Source organism: Pseudomonas sp. zfem005 (assembly GCF_032621735.1).
Lineage (GTDB): Bacteria > Pseudomonadota > Gammaproteobacteria > Pseudomonadales > Pseudomonadaceae > Metapseudomonas > Metapseudomonas solani.
Window position 1 is genome coordinate 22,875 of the sequence record NZ_JAVYJE010000002.1, and the last position, 17,550, is coordinate 40,424.

The window sequence follows — 17,550 nt, forward strand, 5'->3', positions numbered from 1 at the left end:
TGTAGACCATCGGGACTGTTAGAATGCGCGACATTTTTTGGCGCCGGCACAGGCCGGGCACCCAGGGTCGGGTGCGTGCGCCGCCGAGGGGCACGACGCATTTCCCCGTATCCGTTTCCCATGAGGAATCTATGCACGACTCCCATTCCGAACGCATGAGCGGCCGCGAGACCCGAGCGGCCAGCGGCCTCGCCCTGGTGTTCGCCTTCCGCATGCTCGGCATGTTCATGGTGCTGCCGGTCCTGGCCACCTACGGGCAGGACCTGGCCGGCGCGACCCCCGCGCTGATCGGCCTGGCCATCGGCGCCTACGGCCTGACCCAGGCGGTGCTGCAGATCCCCTTCGGCATCGTTTCCGACCGTATCGGCCGCCTGCCCGTCATCTATATCGGCCTGCTGATCTTCGCCGCCGGCGCAGTGCTCGCCGCCAACGCCGACTCCATCTGGGGCGTGATCGCCGGCCGCGTGCTGCAGGGGGCCGGGGCGATCTCCGCCGCCGTGATGGCCCTGCTCTCCGACCTCACCCGCGAGCAGCACCGCACCAAGGCCATGGCCATGATCGGCATGAGTATCGGCGTCTCCTTCGCCGTCGCCATGGTGGTCGGCCCGCTGGTCACCCGTGCCTTCGGCCTCTCCGGCCTGTTCTGGGTGACCGCCGTGATGGCCCTGGTGGGCATCGCCATCATCGCCCTGGTGGTGCCGCGCGCCGACCACCCGCTGCAGCACCGCGAATCCGGCGTCGCCCGCCAGGCGCTGCTGCCCACCCTCAAGCACCCCGACCTGCTGCGCCTGGACTTCGGCATCCTCGCCCTGCACGCCGTGCTCATGGCCAGTTTCGTCGCGCTGCCGCTGGCGCTGGTGGAGAAGGCCGGCCTGCCCAAGGAGCAGCACTGGTGGGTCTACCTCACCGCGCTGCTGGTGGGCTTCTTCGGCATGGTGCCCTTCATCATCTACGCCGAGAAAAAGCGCCGGATGAAGCGCGTGCTGCTTGGGGCCGTCAGCGTGCTGCTGGCCTGCGAGCTGTACTTCTGGGCCTTCGGCGACACCCTGCAGGCGCTGGTGATCGGCACCATCGTCTTCTTCACCGCCTTCAACCTGCTGGAAGCCTCGTTGCCGTCGCTGATCAGCAAGGTCGCCCCGGCCGGCGGCAAGGGCACCGCGATGGGCGTCTACTCCACCAGCCAGTTCCTCGGCGCGGCCCTTGGCGGCATCCTGGGGGGCTGGTTGTTCCAGCATGGCGGGCTGTCGGTGGTATTCATCGGCTGCGTCGTTGTCTGTGCGATTTGGCTCGCCATTGCTGTTACTATGCGCGAGCCTCCGTATGTCACCAGCCTGCGCCTGCCCTTGTCGGCAGCGGCCCTCGGCGATGCCGGGCTGGTGGCGCGATTGCTGGCATTGCCCGGAGTGGCGGATGCCGTGGTGGTCGCCGAAGAAGGCGCCATCTACATCAAGTTGGATACCGAACAATTGGACCGCACGTCCCTGGAGCGCCTGATCAACGCGGCGCCCGAACGTGCTGAAGCCTAGGAGAACGTTATGGCCCGTGGGGTTAACAAAGTCATTCTGGTTGGCAACGTCGGTGGTGATCCCGAAGTTCGCTACATGCCCAACGGCAATGCCGTGACCAACGTCACCCTGGCCACCAGCGAAAGCTGGAAGGACAAGCAGACCGGCCAGCAGCAGGAACGTACCGAGTGGCACCGCGTGGTGTTCTTCGGCCGTCTCGCCGAAATCGCCGGCGAGTACCTGCGCAAGGGCTCGCAGGTCTACGTCGAAGGCACCCTGCGCACCCGCGAGTGGGAAAAGGACGGCGTCAAGCGCTACACCACCGAGATCGTGGTCGACATCAACGGCCAGATGCAGCTGCTTGGCGGCCGTCCCGGCAACGATGGCGATTCCGCCCCGCGCGCGCCGCGCCCGCAGCGTGAGCCGCAACAGTCCGCCCCGCGTGAGCAACAGCAGCGCCCGGCTCCGCAGCCCGCCGCCCAACCGGCGCCGGACTACGACAGCTTCGACGACGACATTCCGTTCTGATTCGAGCCGTTCGGCACAGACAAAGGCGCAGCCCCCCGGCTGCGCCTTTTTCGTTTCGGGAGGAGGAAAACGGCACCCGACGCCTGGGTTATCCACAGCCGGCTTTCGGCTTCCGGATCAGCCTGCAGCCCGCGTGGGGCGGGACTTTGTGAATGCAACATCACATTCGGGCCGGGCTCTGGACGCTGGCAAACCGCCTCTATAGGCTTGCCCACCATTCCATCGACCGCCCTCCCGGAACCCACCATGAAACTCAACGGACTGACCGCCGTTCTGCTTCTGGCCGGCCTGCCCCTGTGCAGCATCGCCAGCCCCTACCAGACCCTCGCCCGTGACGCGGAAAGCAGTGCCCGCTGGGGCCTGCTCGGCAGTGCCGCCGAGCAGTACCGCGCCATCCTCGCCGACCCGAGCCTGAGCGCCAGCCACCCCCGCGCGCGCCTGGCCCTGGCCAAGGTCTATGCCGACGCCCTCGACTACCCGGCCGCCAAGGCCGAGCTGGCGCGGCTCAAGCAGGACGCCCCCGACTCCGCGGAGGCCAAGGAAGGCGCCAAGCTGGCCAAGCGCATCGCCAGGAAACTCAAGACCCACACCTTCGGCGGCCGCGTCGCCGTGGCTCGGGTGCATGACACCGACACTGCCAACGCCAGCGCGGGCATGACCCAGGACCCCTCGTTCGATGACGAGGACGACGAAGACATGGACGACATGGCCTTCGAGGACGACGACAGCCTCGACGACCTGCTCGACGACATCGACCTGGACGAGGACGACCTGGCCGACGACGGCGAGGAGGACGACGACACCGCGCCCACCCCGGTCGCCAAGCCCAAGTCCACCGTCCACGACAACCGCTGGCAGGCCGCCGGCAGCCTGCGCTACGGCTACGGCTTCGACGACCGTGGCAGCCGCTGGAACCTCGGCGCCAACATCGCCCAGGCCCGCCAGGACGACCGCGGCGAACTCAACCGGCAGACCTGGACAGTCTCCACCGGCCCCACCTTCGTCATCCCGGCCTGGCGCCTGAAGCTCAACGCCGCCGTCACCTACCTGCAGCTCTACAAGGACCACCAGTACGACCTCTCCAGCACCATCTGGTCACTGGGCGCCAGCCACAAGCTGAACCGCGTGCTGGAGCTGTACACCCGTTACAACTACGAGAACCGTGGCCTGGAAAACGACAGCCCGCTGGACATCGACGTCGACACCTTCAAGGTCGGCACCCGCTTCAAGCCCACCGGCAAGGACAGCTTCGACCTCAGCTACTCGCCCAAGGTGGAAGACAACGACACGCGCAACAAGGACAAGGAGCAGCAAGGCTGGAAGGTCAGCTACGCCCGCAAGCTGCCCTGGGACAGCTTCGCCAGCGTCGCCTACAGCCGCCGCCACACCGACTTCGAGCACGACCCCTCCGGCAAGGAAGAGGACGAGACCAAGCACGTCGTCACCCTCGGTCACAAGCTCACCAAGGACCTGGTGATGACCCTCAGCTACGAGCACAAGGACAAGGACTCCAACCTGCCCGGTCGTGACAAGAACAACGAAAGCACGGCCCTCGGCCTGAGCTATAAGTTCTGACCGAAAGCGGCTCGCCGCCCCTCGCGGGCGCGGGCCGCACTGGCGCGCCGGGCCTGCCGCTTGCGCCACCAGATGACCACGCCGGTGACGCTCAGCCCGGCGATGGCCAGCCCCAGCAGCGCGATCACGATGCGCCCCGGCAACCCCGCGATGCGCCCGCCGTGGATCGGTGCCTGCAGCCGGTAGAAGCGTTCACCCGGCGTGCCGCGCCCGGCGATCTCCTCGCCGATCAAGCTGCCGTCGGTGCCGTGGAAGAACAGCCAGGACTTATCCATCGGGTTGGCCTCGTGGCCCCCGAAACCGGCGCCGAAGAAGTTGTACTCGAAGCTGTAGTACAGCTCGCCGATCTCCCCCTCGATGCCCAGCCGCGCTCCTTCCGCCTGCGCCAGCCGGTAGATGCGCTGGTAATCCATCTGTGTCTCGCCCAGCTGTTCGCGGGGCATCTGGCTGCGCTGCTGGTAGGTGCTCGGTGGCGCCTCGGAGAACAGTGACACCACCGGCTTGAACACCTGCTCCGGCAGGTTCATCGCCACGCTGCTCACCGCCACCGGCAGGAGCAGCAGCCACAACCAGAGCCCACCGGCCCGGTGCAGGTCGAGGTTGCGCCGGTAGCGGCCGGCACCGCGTTTGAGCGTCCAGGCCGTCCACCATTTCTTCAGGAAGGGCCGGCCACGGGGCAGGGTCAGCCAGGCGCCAGCGAAGCAGTCGATGACCCAGAGGATCGCCACCAACCCCATCAGGATCAGCCCCCAGTTGCCCGGCAGCGCCAGGTTGTAGTGGAACTCCAGCAGGAAGGGGATGACGTTCTGCGCCTGCAGGCAGCAGGCGCCCCACTGGCGCATGCCCAGCTCGGCGCCGCTCACCGGGTCCAGGTAGATCACCCGGTGGTGCAGGTCGTAGGGCACACCGGTGGCCGGGTCGGTGCGCGGCACCGCGGCCATCAGCGCCGCATGGCCGGCCTCGTCCGGGTACTCCATGTACCAGACCTGCAGGCGCGGTTCGGCGCCCTCGATGCGCTGCACCAGTTCGCCGGGGGACAGCAGCGGCCCCTGCGCGGGGGCGTGGTAGAAGGCCGGGTTCAGCCATTCGTCGATCTCGTGCTGGAAGGCCAGCAGGCTGCCGGTGAGCCCGGCGAGGGCGAGGAACAGCGCGGTGGCCAGGCCGAGGTAGCGGTGTAGCAGGACGAGAAGAGGGCGCATGGATGCTCTCCTGTGGATAAGTCGATCACGCAAACGCACGAGCCCACCCCGGTGCCGGGGCGGGCTCGTTCAAGCACCGGTCAGAACTGGTAGCTGAGGGTGGCGGTGACGTTGCGCTGCTCGCCGAAGTAGCAGAAGTCCAGGCTGTAGCAGGAGGCGATGTAGTCCTCGTCCAGCAGGTTGTTGGCGTTCAGGCTGAGGTCCATGCCCTTCAACCCCACCTTGCCCAGGTCATAGCCCACCAGCGCATCGATCAGGGTGTAGGAGGGCACGTGCAGGGTGTTGGCCTTGTCCGCCCAGCTCTGGCCGACGTAGCGCGCGCCGAGGCCGGTGCGCAGGCCGTCCAGGGCGCCGGCGTCGAAGCTGTACTCGCCCCAGATGGAGGCCATGTGGCGCGGCGCCTGGTTCGGCGTATTGCCCTGGGTGCCGTCCAGCGACTTGGAGTAGGTGATGTCGGTGAAGGTGTAGCTGGCCAGCACTTTGAGGTTTTTGGCCACCTGGGTGTTGGCTTCCAGTTCCAGGCCCTGGGAGCGCACCTCGCCCACGGGGGTGTACCAATCCTGCTGCGGCAGCTTGGAGGCGACGTTCTGCTGGACGATGTGGAACAGCGAGGCGGTGTACAGGCTGTCGCTGCCCACCGGTTGGAACTTCACCCCGGCTTCCCACTGCGTGCCCTCGGTGGGTTCCAGCGGCTTGCCGGCCTGGTCCGAATAGGCGTTGGGGTTGAAGGATTCGGAATAGCTGATGTACGGCGCCACGCCGTTGTCGAACAGGTACAACGCGCCGAGGCGGCCGGTGAACTTGCTGCGGCGCTCGTCCGACTTGCTGCCGGCGGTCACGTTCTTGTCCGAGACCTCCACCCAGTCCTCGCGCAGGCCGATGGAGAAGCGCCACTGGTTCAGGTCGATCAGGTCCTGCAGGTAGAGGCCGGTCTGCTCCAGGCGGCGGTCGTGTTCCACCTGGCCGTAGCCCACCAGCGCATCGTTGCCATACACCGGGTTGAAGGCGTCGATCGGGGCGAGGGCGGCGGAGCCCCATTCCACGTTGGTCTTGCGGTTCTGGTAGTCCAGGCCCATCAGCAGGGTGTGACGCAGGGCGCCGGTGTCGAATTCGGCCTGGACCATGTTGTCGACGATGTAGGCCTTCAGGTCCTCGGTGGCATCGGTGTAGTAGCGGTTCAGCTCGGTGGGGGAGGCCCAGCCGTAGGCGTACGCCTGCTGCATGCTCACGTCGGAGCTGAGGTAGCGGAAGCTCTGGCGCGCGGTCCATACGTCGTCGAAGCGATGCTCCAGCTGATAGCCGAACATGCGCTGGGTGCGGTCGAAGGCTTCCAGGCTCGGCTCGCCGTCGAAGAAGTCACGGCCGATGCGCTGGCCGCTGCGCTGGTACAGGGTGCCCTCGGCCGGTACGCCGCCGTGGTAGCCGCCGTTCGGGTCGTGCTGCAGGTAGCTCTGCAGGGTCAGGCTGGTGTCTTCGCTGAAGTCGATGGAGAGGGTCGGCGCGATGGCGTAGCGCTCTTCCTTGATGTGGTCGAACTGGGTGTCCGACCCCTCGCCCAGGCCCACCACGCGATAGGCGATGCGCTTGTCCTCATCCAGCGGGCCGCTGAAGTCGAAGCCCGCGCCCTTCTGGCCCATGTTGCCCACGGTGGCTTGCACCTGGTGGTAGTCCTCGTAGAGCGGCTTCTTGCTGGTCAGTGCCACCAGGCCACCCGGCAGGCTGCGGCCATAGAGCACCGAGGAGGGGCCCTTGAGCACGTCGATGCGCTCGAGGAAGTACGGGTCCACCTGCAGCGAGCTGTAGGTGCCGCTGTCGCCCATGGTCTTCAGGCCGTCGAGGTAGACGTTGTCCACGCTGTTGTCGGCGAAGCCGCGCATGACGATGTAGTCGTAGCGGTTCGAGGCGCCCACCTGGCCGGTGAAGATGCCGGGTGTGTAGCGGATCGCCTGCTGCACGGTCTTCGAGCCCTGGTCCTCGATCTGCTCGTGGGTCACCACCGAGACGGTCTGCGAGGTTTCCAGCAGCGCCTTGCTGGTCTTGGTGGCGATCTGGCTGTGGGTGGCCAGGTAGCCCGCCTCGCTGCCCAGCGCGTTGCCCAGGGCGAACACCTGGGTGGAGGGCACCTCCAGCGCGCCCTGGGTCTTCACCTCGCGCAGCACATAGCTGCCATCGCCCAGGCTCTCGGCCTGCAGCGGCGTGTCGCCCAGCAGGCGGCCCAGCGCGCCGTCCACCGACCAGGTGCCGCTCAGGCCGGGGGACTGCAGGCCACGGGTCTGCTCCGGGGTGGCGGAGAGGTTGATCCCGGCCTCACGGGCGAAGCGGTTGAGCACCTCGTCCAACGGCCCGGCGGGGATGGCGTAGCTGCGGCTGGCGCTGGCCGCGGCTTCCTCGGCGAAGGCCGGTGCGCCCAGCAGCGGGGCGACCAGCGCGGCGGAAAGCAGGGCGCCGCGTACGGCAAGGGCGAGGCGGGAGGCGCGAGGTGCGGTCATGAAGGCTTCCGTGAAAGGCAAAGGTTAATGGGATTCATTCCCTTTGCCGGACGTTGCGGAAAAACCCGCCAAAAAAGATTTCAGGCCCTGGCCTGTACCGTCACCCACCAGCGGGTGCGGTAGTGCACCTCCACCGGCAGCGTGCGGCTCAGCAGCTCCAGCAGCTTGTCGGTGTCGTCCAGGCGGTACACGCCTGAGAGGCGCAGGTCGGCGATGGCCTCGCTGCAGGCCAGGCGGCCGTTGCGGTAGCGCGAGACTTCGGCGAGGAAGTCGGCCAGGCGCATGCCACGGGTGACGATCAGCCCATCGGCCCAGGCGGCTGCGTCCATGTCCGCTGCTTCCAGCGGGCGCGCGGCGTATTCGTTGATATCGAAGCGTTGCCCGGCGCGAGCGACCAGGGCGCCGGTGCCGGCCAATGGGGCGATGCTCACGGCCCCTTCGGCGACGCTCAGGCGGGTGGCGGCCTGCTCCTGGAGCACCACGAAGCGGCCGCCCAGGCTCTCCAGCAGGCCGTGGCGGGTGCGCACGCGCAGGGGGCGGGGGATGCCCGTCGTGGCGTCAGAGCCGCTGTCGACGAGGATCTCGCCACGGTCCAGCAGCAGCAGGCGCTGGTGCTCATCGAAGCGCACATCCACTGCGCTGTCGGTGTTCAGGTGCAGTTGCGTGCCATCGGCCAGCGCCACGTGGCGGCGCTCACCGACGGCGGTGCCGTAATCGGCGGTCAGGCGCGGCCAGGGCGTCAGGTCGCGGGCCAGCCACAGCGCAGAGCCGCTGACCATGGCCGCCGACAGCAGCTTCAGGGCCTGGCGGCGACGCAGGCGCTGGGCCGAGGTTTCCAGGGTCTCCATCACCGTGCCGGCGCCGGGCACGGCTTTCAGCGAGCTGGACAGTTCGTCGTCCAGCACCTGCACGCGCTGCCAGGCCTGTTCGTGGTCCTGGTGGGCGGCGCGCCAGTGTTCGCAGGCGCGCTGCAGCTCCGCATCACCGCTGGCGGAGCGCAAGCGCACCAGCCAGTGGATGGCCTGGCGCACCACCTGCGCATCGGTCTGGGGCGAGGCGCTCATTCGGCGAAGCGCAGCTGGTAGCAATGGAACAGGGCGTCGGCGACATGGCGCTCCACCGAACGCAGGGAGATGCCCATGCGCTCGGCCACCTGCACATGGGTCAACCCCTCGCACTGGGCCAGCAGGAAGGCGGTGCGCACCTTCGGCTTCAGGCCATCGAGCAGGCGCGCGATGCGCTCCAGCAACTCGAGGATCTGCTCGCGCTCCTCCAGGCTAGGCGTCTGCGCCTCCGGCAGGTGGGCGAGGGATTCCAGGTAGGCCCGCTCCAGTTCCTCGCGGCGCCAGTGGTCGATCACCAGCCCCCGCGCGACGGTGCGAAGGAAGGCGCGTGGCGTGGCGATCTCCAGCTGCTCACGGCGGGCGAGCAGGCGCAGGAAGGTGTCCTGGGCCAGGTCGGCGGCATCGGCGGCGTTGCCGAGGCGGCCGCGCAGCCAGTTCTTCAGCCAGCCGTGATGGTCGCTGTAGAGGCGTTGCACACTGAGGTGGGGAGACGACATGGGGTCACCGAAGAATCGGTAGCAAATGAAAATTAATCGCATTTTCTTGATGCGCGAAGGGATTTGCAACGTTGGCGTGCAGGAAAAGGGCGGCCGGTCATGCCGAACCGTCCGCCCTTGCTTCGCGTCCTGCCAGGTGCTGGTGCCGCCTCAGCGATACCAGCGCGGGGTGTACACCCAGTCCTGGCCGTTGGGGCGGGGAATGCGCCGGGTCAGTGACGAACCGATGATCACCAGGGTGCGCATGTCCACCTGTTCCGGGCGCAGCTCGCCGAGGCTGGTAAGCGTCAACGCCTCGGCCGGGCGGCCGATGTCGCGGCCCAGGACCACCACTGTTTCCGGGCGGCGGTGGCGGGCGACGATTTCCAGTGCGCGGGCCAGCTGCCAGGGGCGAGCCTTGGAAATGGGGTTGTAGAAGGCCATGGCCAGGTCGGCGGCGCCGGCGTGGTCGAGGCGCTGCTCGATCACTTCCCAGGGCTTGAGGTTGTCCGAGAGCGAGATCAGGCAGAAGTCGTGGCCCAGGGGCGCACCGGCCTTGGCGGCAGTGGCCAGGGCGGCGGAGACGCCGGGGAACACCTGCAGCTCCACCCGTTGCCAGTGCGGGTCGCGGTTGTCGTCCAGGGCTTCGAGCACGGCGGCGGCCATGGCGAACACGCCCGGATCACCCGAGGACACCACCACCACCCGGCGCCCGCTGGCGGCCAGCTCGAAGGCGTGGCGGGCGCGTTGCAGCTCCTCGCGGTTGTCGGTGCAGTGCACCACCTGCTCGGGACGGAAGGGCCCGGCCATGCGGATGTAGGTCTCGTAGCCCAGCAGGTCCTCGGCCTCGTCCAGGGCGCGGCGCGTGGCCGGGACCATGAACTCGGCGGCGCCCGGGCCCAGGCCTACCACCGTCAGGCGGCCACGGCGCTGGCCGATGCGCTCCACATCCAGCGGCCGCTCCGCGCGGTACAGGCGGACGCCGGAGAGGTGCTGGTGCAGGGGCGGCAGTGCCTGTTCGTTGACCACGAAGCGCAATGGCACGCCGAGTTCGTCGGCGCAGGCGGCCAGCGTGGTGTCGGTCATGCGCTCGGGGTCGGCCAGCAGGCAGGCGAGGGCGTCCTTGGCCAGCTTGGCATCGGTGAGGGTTCGGAGCACGACGCTGGCGTCCGCAGCCTCGTCGATGCGTACCGCCACCACGCGGGGGTGGATCAGCAGCTCGTCACCGGCATCGGGACGTTGCTCGGCGGTGATGTGGATAACCCGCTGCGCCTGTTCCGCCAGGGGCAGGTTGGCGCTCTCCAGCCAGGGCGCCTCGCCCTCGACGCGGACGGGCTCGCCGCCCAGCAGGTCGGAGACGAAGCGCTTGCCCTGCTCGATATCGGCCAGGGCATAGCCGGCTGGCGGTTCCAGCAGGCAGGTGCCGAAGCGCAGTTCGCCGCTGGTGGTGATGGCCGGGGCCACCTCCAGCTGCGCGGCGATCTCGCGGGCCATGCGGTTGACCCCGCCGAGCCCGCCCAGCAGCGGCACCACCGCGCTGCCGTCCTCGGCCACGGCCAGCACCGGCGGCTCGGCGCCCTTGCTGGCCAGTTGCGAGGCGAGGCTGCGGATAAGGATGCCGGCGGCGCACAGGGCGATGATCGGCCTGTCGTCGCGGTAGAGCCCGCGCAGGGTCTCGCCGAACTCGGTGTAGGTTTCGTCGGCGTCTTCCACGCGCCCGGCCAGGCCGAGCACGCGGGCCTGTGGATAAAGCGCCTGGATGCGTCGGGCTACGGGCAGGCCGCCCTGGCCGAGCAGCAGGATGGCCGGGGCCTTGCGCGCGTCCATCACCCTCTCCACTTCTGGCCGGGGACCAGGATCATGGAGAAGTAGGGCGAGGCCATCGGGTCCACCTCGTGCAGCGGCAGGATGCGTTGGTTGCCCATGGTGGCGCGCTCCACGTAATGGGCACGGCCATCCAGGCCCAGCTCGCCGAGCACCCGGCGCACCTTGTCGAAGTTGCGCCCGAGCTTCATCACCACCGCCGCCTCGGCGTCCGCCAGGCGCGCCTTCAGCTCCGCTTCCGGCAGCACGCCGGAGAGCACCGAAAGGCTCTGGTTGCGGTACACCAGCGGCACGCCGAGCACCGCGGCGCTGCCCAGCATGGAGCACACGCCCGGAACCACTTCGGCCTCGTAGCGCTCGGCCAGGCGGTCGTGCAGGTACATGTAGGAGCCGTAGAAGAACGGGTCGCCCTCGCAGATCACCGCCACGTCGCGGCCGGCGTCCAGGTGCTGGGCCACCTGCTGGGCGGCGGTGTCGTAGAAGTCGCTGATCACATCCTCGTAGGAAAGCGGCGGCTCCAGCTTCTCGGTGGTCACCGGGTAAACCAGGGGCATGCGCAGCTGCGACTCCACCAGGTGCTGCTCGATGATGCCGAAGGCATTGCCGCCCTGGCCCAGGTTGGCCTTCGCCTTGGCCACGAAGTAGCCGACTACTGGGGCCGACTGCAGCAGGCGCAGGGCCTTGAGGGTGATGAGTTCGGGGTCGCCGGGGCCCACGCCCAGGCCGATCAGCCGGCCTTTGCCGGAATGTTCCTGCGCACCCATCACTCTACCTCCGTGGCCAGGGCGTTGATCGCCGCCGCCGCCATCGCGCTGCCGCCACGACGACCACGCACGATCACGTAGGGCACGCCACGGCTGTCGGCGGCGAGCATGTCCTTGGATTCAGCCGCGCCGACGAAGCCCACCGGGAAGCCGAGGATCAGTGCCGGCTTCGGCGCGCCGGCATCGAGCATCTCCAGCAGGTAGAAGAGCGCGGTGGGTGCGTTGCCGATCACCACCACGCTGCCTTCCAGGTGTTCGCGCCAATGCTCCAGTGCCACCGCCGAACGGGTATTGCCCAGCTCGCGGGCCAGCTCCGGCACGCCGGCATCGTTGAGGGTGCAGATGACCTTGTTGTCCGCCGGCAGGCGCGCGCGGGTCACGCCCTCGGCCACCATGCGTGCATCACAGAGAATCGGCGCGCCAGCGGCGATGGCGGCACGGCCGGCGGCACCGGCACCGGGGGAGAAGCGCAGGTCCTGCACCACGTCGACCATGCCGCAGGCGTGGATCACGCGCACGGCGAGCTTCTCCAGGTCCGGCGGGATGGCGGTGAGGTCCGCCTCGGCGCGGATGATGGAGAAGGAGTGGCGATAGATCTCCTGACCATCGCGGATGTAATCGATCATTCGGTGGAGCTCCAGCTGTCAGGCGTGGCGGCCAGCCAGGCGGCCGCCGCGTGTATGTCCAGGTCGCGCGCCAGCGGGCGGCCGAAGCCACCGGCGCCGTCGTCGCGTCGATAGAGGTCGTAGTGGCCGTCGCCCGTGGCCAGCAGGGTCAGCGGCGCCACGTTGGCGGCGGCGCAGGAGCGCGGGCAGCCGCACAGGTGCACCTGGGCACCGTCGGGCAGCACGGCGGCCAGGGTCAGGGCGTCGGCTTTGGTGTCGGCCAGGCCCTTGGCGCAACCGGCGGAACCGGTGCAGGCCTGGATGCGCGCCAGGGGCGCGTCGATATCGGTGTACAGGCCCAGGGCCGCGAGCTCGGCCAGCAACGGAGCAGTTTCCTGCCCCGGCACGTTGGGCAGCAGCACGGATTGCCAGGGGGTCATGTGCAGGCTGCCGTCGCCGTGGCGCTGGGCCAGTTCGGCGAGGGTCAGCAATTGGCTGGCCTGCAGGCGCCCCAGGGGCGGGATGGCGCCCACCAGGTACAGGCCGGCCTGCAGTTGCGGCAGCACGCCGACGGGGCGCAGGTCGCTGGCAGCGCGGCGCCAGTTGCCCGCGTCGTGCAGCGGGAAGGGCAGGCGCTGGCGCAGTTCGGCCAGCAAGCGCTCGGCGCCGAGGCTGCCGAGCAGGTCGCGCATGCGGGCCTGCTGCGGCGTGGCCAATTCGAGGAACAGGTCCAGCAGCGCCTCCACCAGGGCCGGCACCCGGGCGCCGGGTACCGCCGCCAGGGCGGGGGCGTCGCCGGTTTCGCGGGGCGGGCAGCCGGCCAGGCCGAAGGCGAACAGGCCGTCCTTGCCGGGCTCCATGGCGGCCAGCCAGATGTCGTTGGGGTGGTCGAGCATCGCCAGGGCTTCGCCGCCGTCCAGCAGCAGGGCGAACTTCGGCGAAAGCACGTGGAAGCGCGAGTTGTCTTCCAGCAGGGCCAGCAGGCGCGTGGCCAGGGGGCGGATGTCCTGCAGCGCCTGCGGGTCGAGCCCGGCGGCGGGGCTGACCATCAGGTTGCGCACATCGTCCGCGCCCGGTGTGGCGGCGCCCAGGCCGATGGCCAGCAGCTCGGTGATCAGCGCCTGTTCGTTGCCCGGGGTCACGCCACGGATCTGCAGGTTGGCGCGGTTGGTGGCTTCCAGCACGCCGCCGGAATGGCCATGGGCGGCGATCGACAGGGCTTCGGCCGTGCCGGCCTGCAGGCGACCGCAGGGCAGCTTGATGCGGCAGATGCCGCCATCCTTCGCCGGGACGATACGCAGCAACCCCGGGCAGGCCGAGGGGCGGACGGATGGAGCGCTGGAGGGAGCCTGTTTCACCGTGGTCACCGGGTCAGTTGCCGCGGCGACCGTGTTCCCCGCACGGGGAACCCTGGCACCGAGACACCCCGCTCGATGCGTGCACACGCGACTGGTGTCACCGGCAGGTCTCCTGGCTGGCAGGTCAGTGTCCGTCGCGGCCTTCCCGGTTTCCCAGTGGCACGGATCGCGAGAACTCGCTGCATACAGTTGCGGGGGCAGCCACGGCGTGGACCGTGTTCCCTCTTAGGCCGGGCGCAGTGGGCGCTCCGGCAACCGGTGAAGGGCGCTATTATGCCCGCTTTGCGCGGCTGTGGGATGCGGCTGGTTGTCGGATGCCCAACGGACGCGGCACGGTCGGATACGAGGAAAAACGCATGCAGCCCTGGCTGACGCTGGTGGGGATAGGCGAGGACGGCTACGCCGGCCTGGGCAAGGCCGCGCGCCATGCGCTGCTGGCCGCCGAGGAGGTGGTGGGCGCCCCGCGCCAGCTGGAATTGCTGCCCCATTGCATTCGCGCCCAGCGCACGGCCTGGCCCAGCCCCTTCTCCCTGGAGCCGCTGCTGCAACGCCGTGGCGCGCCGGTCTGCGTGCTGGCCAGCGGTGACCCGATGCTGTTCGGCGTCGGCGCCAGCCTGGCGCGGCAGTTGCCTGCCGACGAGCTGCGTGTGCTACCCGCGCCCTCGTCCACCTCCCTGGCTGCCGCGCGCCTGGGCTGGCCGTTGCAGGACACCACCCTGGTCTCCCTGGTGGCGCGGCCCCTCGCTGCACTCAACCTGCACCTGCATGACGGCGCACGCCTGCTGGTGCTGAGTAACGACGGTGCAAGCCCCGCGGCCATCGCTGGCCTGCTGAACGAACGCGGCTTTGGCCCCAGCGCCATGACCGTGCTGGAGCACCTGGGCGGTCCGGCCGAGCGGCGCATCGACGGCATCGCCAGCGAGTGGCCGGCCATGGAGGTCGCCGCCCTCAACCTGGTGGCCATCGACTGCCGCGCCGGCGAACAGGCCCGGCGTCTGCCGCTCACCTGCGGCCTGCCCGATGACGCCTATCGCCACGACGGCCAACTGACCAAGCGCGACGTTCGCGCCATCACCCTCGCGCGCCTGGCGCCGCAACCCGGGCAACTGCTCTGGGACGTGGGCGCCGGCAGCGGCTCCATCGGCATCGAATGGATGCGCGCCCATCCCACCTGCCGCGCCATCGCCGTCGAAGCCGACGAGGGCCGCCAGGCGCACATCCGCCACAACCGCGACGCCCTCGGCGTGCCCGGCCTGCATCTGGTGGCCGGCCAGGCCCCCACCGCCCTCGACGGCCTGCCCGCGCCCGATGCGGTGTTCATCGGCGGCGGCGTCACCGAACCCGGCGTGCTGGAGCGGTGCTGGAGCCAGCTCAAGCCTGGCGGCCGCCTGGTGGCCAATGCCGTGACCCTGCAGAGCGAGGCGGTGCTGGTGGCCTTCCGCGAAGCCCATGGCGGCGAGCTGACCCGCATCGCCATCGCCCAGGCCCAGCCCCTGGGCGGGTTCGACACCTGGCGCTCGGCACTGCCCATCACCCTGCTCGAGGTGCTCAAGGATGCCTAGGTTGGCGCCGAGCGCCGCCGAGTCCTGCCCTGCACGACCCCGCCATGCGTGACGAAACCCCCGAACAGCCGGCGCCCCTGCGCAGCGGCTACACCACCGGCAGTTGTGCCACCGCCACCAGCCTGGCGGCGGCGCGCCTGTTGCTGGGCGGCGCGGCGAGCGATGCGGTGGAGATCGTCCTGCCCAAGGGCCAGCAGGTGCTTATGCGCCTGGAGTTCTGCCGCCTGATCGAGGGTGGCGCCGAGGCGGGCACCCTGAAGGATGCCGGCGATGACCCGGACGTGACCCACGGCGCGCTGATCTACGCCCAGGTGCGCCTGGCCGCCGAGCCGGGGGTGCGCTTCCATGCCGGGCCCGGCGTCGGCACCGTCACCAAACCGGGCCTGACCCAGGCGGTGGGCGAGCCGGCGATCAACCCGGTGCCACGGCGGATGATGACCGAGCACCTCACGAGCCTGGCCCAGGAGCGCGGTCACGCCGGCGGCTTCGAGGTCACCGTCTGCGTGCAGGGCGGCGCCGAGCTGGCGCTGAAAACCATGAACCCGCGCCTGGGCATCCTCGGTGGCCTGTCGATCCTTGGCACCACCGGCATCGTCCGGCCCTTCTCCTGCTCGGCCTATATCGCCTCCATCCACCAGGGCATCGACGTCGCCCGCGCCAACGGCTTCACCCACCTGGCCGCCTGCACCGGCAACGCCAGCGAGGACGCCATGCGCCACCGCTATGGTTTCGACGACACCGCGCTGATCGAGATGGGCGACTTCGCCGGCGCCGTGCTCAAGCACCTGCGCAAGGCACCGGTGGAAAAGCTCAGCCTCTGCGGTGGCTTCGGCAAGATCAGCAAGCTCGCCGCCGGCCATATGGACCTGCACAGCCGCAGCTCCAGCATCGACCTGCCACTGCTCGCCGAATGGGCCGCCGGCCTGGGCGCCGATGCCGAGCTGCAGGACGCCATGCGCGGCGCCAACACCAGCCAGCAGGCACTGGCGCTGGCCCACGCCGCCGGGGTGCCCCTGGGCGATACGGTCTGCGCCCACGCCCTGGCCTTCGCCCGTCGTACCGTACCCGCCGGCGTCAGCCTGGAAGTCTTCGCCATCGACCGCCAGGGCAACCTGGTGGGCCAGGCCCTGGAGCACCCATGACACGCATCCTGCTGCTGGGCGGGGTCACCGAGGCCCTGGCCCTGGCCCGGCGCCTGGGCCCCGAACACACCTACAGCCTCGCCGGCCTCGGCAAGGTGCCGGCCGACCTGAGCTGCCAGGTGCGCGTCGGCGGCTACGGCGGTGCCGAGGGGCTGGCGCGCTACATCGAGGACAACGGCATCGGCCTGCTGCTCGACGCCACCCATCCCTATGCCGCACAGATCAGCCACAACGCCGCCCGCGCTGCCGAGCTTGCTGGCGTGCCCTGCTGGGCATTGCGTCGCCCCGGCTGGCGCGCCGGCGAGGGTGACGATTGGCGCGAGGTTGCTGATTGGGCCGAGCTGCTCGACGCCCTGGCCGCTTTCCAACGCCCCTTCTTCACCCTTGGCCGCGAACCCCTGGAGCACCTGGGTGAAATCCCCGCCCACCAACACTGGACGGTGCGCTGCCTGCAAAGCCAGGCGCCCGGTGAGCGCTTCGAGGTGATCGGTGCCCGTGGCCCCTTCGCCCTGGATGAGGAGCGCGCGTTGTTCGATCGGCTGCGCAGCGACGTGCTGATCAGCAAGAACAGCGGCAGCCAGTCCACCGAACCCAAGCTGCAGGTGGCCCGCGAGCGTGGCCTGCCGGTGCTGATCCTCAAGCGCCCCGAGCTGCCCCCCGTCACCCGTGAATTCGACTCGCTCGATGGCCTCTGGCAGGCCCTCGTCCCCTACCTGGAAACACCATGACCGCTACTTCCTACGCTCGCGTGTTGTTCGCCGGGCCCGATCTCGATACCGGCTCCTTCGCCGAGCTGTTCCGCCGCCAACTGAGCGCCCTGCGTGGTGAGGCGGCACTCGCCGACATCGTCGACACCGGCGCCGGCCTCGATGCACTGTTGAGCGCCGTGCAGGCCAGCCCGCGCCCGCTGCTGGTGATCGACCTCGACCCGGAATCAACCGCTCAACACCTCGACTGGCTGCGCAGCGAAATGGGTCGCCTCGACGCCCCCGAGCAACTCTTCGTCGCCAGCCTGCTGGGCCAATACGACAGCGACCCGGCCGGCGCCGCCGTCGCTCTGGTCGAGCGCAGCGAGGTGCACCTGGCCTGCGTCGGCGTGCCGGAGCTGCCGGGCAGCCACGCCTGGTCCTGCATCCCGCCCCACGCCCGCCGCCTGCTGCTGTGCAACGGCCCGCGCTGCACCCGCCGTGGTGCGCTGCCGCTGTGGAAGAAACTGCGCGAGACCCTCAAGGCCGCCGGCAAGCTGGAGTGCGAAGGCGGCGTGCACATCACCCGCACCCAATGCCAGTTCCCCTGCGACCTCGGCCCCACTGCCAGCCTCTACCCGGAAGGCGAGTGGTACCGCATCCGCGATGAAGCGGAGGTGCTGCGCTGGGTGCAGGAACGAATAGTCGAAGAACGGGCGGTGCCGGAGATGCTGACCCACGCGGGCGGTTGATCTGGTTTCAGTTTTTCTGGC

General features: G+C 69.4%; 15 protein-coding genes and 1 riboswitch. Of the genes, 7 read left to right on the forward strand and 8 right to left on the reverse strand.

The genetic code is table 11. The features are described 5' to 3' along the window. Window positions 1-131: 131 nt before the first annotated feature. The 3 genes from RTW82_RS04385 (at window position 132) to RTW82_RS04395 (ending at window position 3,608) form a co-directional block, all read left to right on the forward strand. Window positions 132-1,526: an MFS transporter gene (locus tag RTW82_RS04385; RefSeq protein ID WP_316924352.1), complete on the forward strand. Its 1,395-nt coding sequence runs from the start codon at window positions 132-134 to the stop codon at window positions 1,524-1,526. A 9-nt stretch (window positions 1,527-1,535) separates the two neighbouring features. Further along, window positions 1,536-2,033, forward strand: a complete 498-nt coding sequence (locus RTW82_RS04390) for a single-stranded DNA-binding protein (RefSeq protein ID WP_021219615.1) — start codon at window positions 1,536-1,538, stop codon at window positions 2,031-2,033. 246 nt (window positions 2,034-2,279) lie between these two features. Then, on the forward strand, window positions 2,280-3,608 hold the full coding sequence (locus tag RTW82_RS04395) for a hypothetical protein (protein WP_316924353.1): 1,329 nt from the start codon (window positions 2,280-2,282) through the stop codon (window positions 3,606-3,608). Here the strand turns inward: RTW82_RS04395 and RTW82_RS04400 are convergent. The 8 genes from RTW82_RS04400 to cobG form a co-directional block, all read right to left on the reverse strand. Beyond that, window positions 3,596-4,807, reverse strand: coding sequence for a PepSY domain-containing protein (locus tag RTW82_RS04400; protein ID WP_316924354.1), 1,212 nt, complete (start codon window positions 4,805-4,807; stop codon window positions 3,596-3,598). The two genes, RTW82_RS04395 and RTW82_RS04400, sit on opposite strands and share 13 nt — an antisense overlap. An 80-nt stretch (window positions 4,808-4,887) precedes the next feature. Then, window positions 4,888-7,296 carry a TonB-dependent siderophore receptor gene (locus RTW82_RS04405; RefSeq protein WP_316924355.1) on the reverse strand — a complete coding sequence of 803 codons (2,409 nt, stop codon included), beginning with the start codon at window positions 7,294-7,296 and terminating at the stop codon, window positions 4,888-4,890. Window positions 7,297-7,376: 80 nt separating this feature from the next. Next, window positions 7,377-8,360: a FecR family protein gene (locus RTW82_RS04410; RefSeq protein WP_316924356.1), complete on the reverse strand. Its 984-nt coding sequence runs from the start codon at window positions 8,358-8,360 to the stop codon at window positions 7,377-7,379. Beyond that, window positions 8,357-8,857 (reverse strand): sigma-70 family RNA polymerase sigma factor, encoded by a 501-nt coding sequence (locus RTW82_RS04415; RefSeq protein ID WP_111261942.1) that lies wholly within the window; start codon window positions 8,855-8,857, stop codon window positions 8,357-8,359. Before RTW82_RS04415 ends, RTW82_RS04410 begins: the two co-directional genes overlap by 4 nt. A 150-nt stretch (window positions 8,858-9,007) precedes the next feature. Next, the gene (gene cobJ, locus RTW82_RS04420; protein WP_316924357.1) at window positions 9,008-10,663 is read right to left on the reverse strand and encodes a precorrin-3B C(17)-methyltransferase; all 1,656 of its coding nucleotides are present in this window, start codon (window positions 10,661-10,663) and stop codon (window positions 9,008-9,010) included. Further along, entirely contained in the window at window positions 10,663-11,424 is a 762-nt protein-coding gene (locus RTW82_RS04425) for a precorrin-2 C(20)-methyltransferase (RefSeq protein ID WP_021219621.1), read from the reverse strand. Before RTW82_RS04425 ends, cobJ begins: the two co-directional genes overlap by 1 nt. Then, on the reverse strand, window positions 11,424-12,050 hold the full coding sequence (locus tag RTW82_RS04430; protein WP_263401584.1) for a precorrin-8X methylmutase: 627 nt from the start codon (window positions 12,048-12,050) through the stop codon (window positions 11,424-11,426). The genes RTW82_RS04425 and RTW82_RS04430 overlap by 1 nt, the downstream gene beginning before the upstream one ends. After that, a complete protein-coding gene (gene cobG, locus RTW82_RS04435) occupies window positions 12,047-13,387 on the reverse strand; it encodes a precorrin-3B synthase (protein WP_410478754.1) in 1,341 nt (446 codons plus the stop codon). The genes RTW82_RS04430 and cobG overlap by 4 nt, the downstream gene beginning before the upstream one ends. 84 nt (window positions 13,388-13,471) lie before the next feature. Next, window positions 13,472-13,662: riboswitch (cobalamin riboswitch) on the reverse strand. Between the two features lie 81 nt (window positions 13,663-13,743). On the opposite strand from cobG, the gene cbiE reads away from it, so the two are divergent. Genes cbiE through RTW82_RS04455 form a run of 4 tightly spaced genes read left to right on the forward strand, consistent with a single transcriptional unit; the run spans window position 13,744 to window position 17,529 of the window. After that, the gene (cbiE, locus tag RTW82_RS04440) at window positions 13,744-14,949 is read left to right on the forward strand and encodes a precorrin-6y C5,15-methyltransferase (decarboxylating) subunit CbiE (RefSeq protein WP_316924359.1); all 1,206 of its coding nucleotides are present in this window, start codon (window positions 13,744-13,746) and stop codon (window positions 14,947-14,949) included. A 44-nt stretch (window positions 14,950-14,993) separates the two neighbouring features. After that, the gene (locus tag RTW82_RS04445) at window positions 14,994-16,091 is read left to right on the forward strand and encodes a cobalt-precorrin-5B (C(1))-methyltransferase (protein WP_316924360.1); all 1,098 of its coding nucleotides are present in this window, start codon (window positions 14,994-14,996) and stop codon (window positions 16,089-16,091) included. Then, window positions 16,088-16,819: a cobalt-precorrin-6A reductase gene (locus RTW82_RS04450; protein ID WP_316924361.1), complete on the forward strand. Its 732-nt coding sequence runs from the start codon at window positions 16,088-16,090 to the stop codon at window positions 16,817-16,819. Before RTW82_RS04445 ends, RTW82_RS04450 begins: the two co-directional genes overlap by 4 nt. After that, window positions 16,816-17,529: a (2Fe-2S) ferredoxin domain-containing protein gene (locus RTW82_RS04455; protein WP_316924362.1), complete on the forward strand. Its 714-nt coding sequence runs from the start codon at window positions 16,816-16,818 to the stop codon at window positions 17,527-17,529. Before RTW82_RS04450 ends, RTW82_RS04455 begins: the two co-directional genes overlap by 4 nt. Window positions 17,530-17,550: the final 21 nt, after the last annotated feature.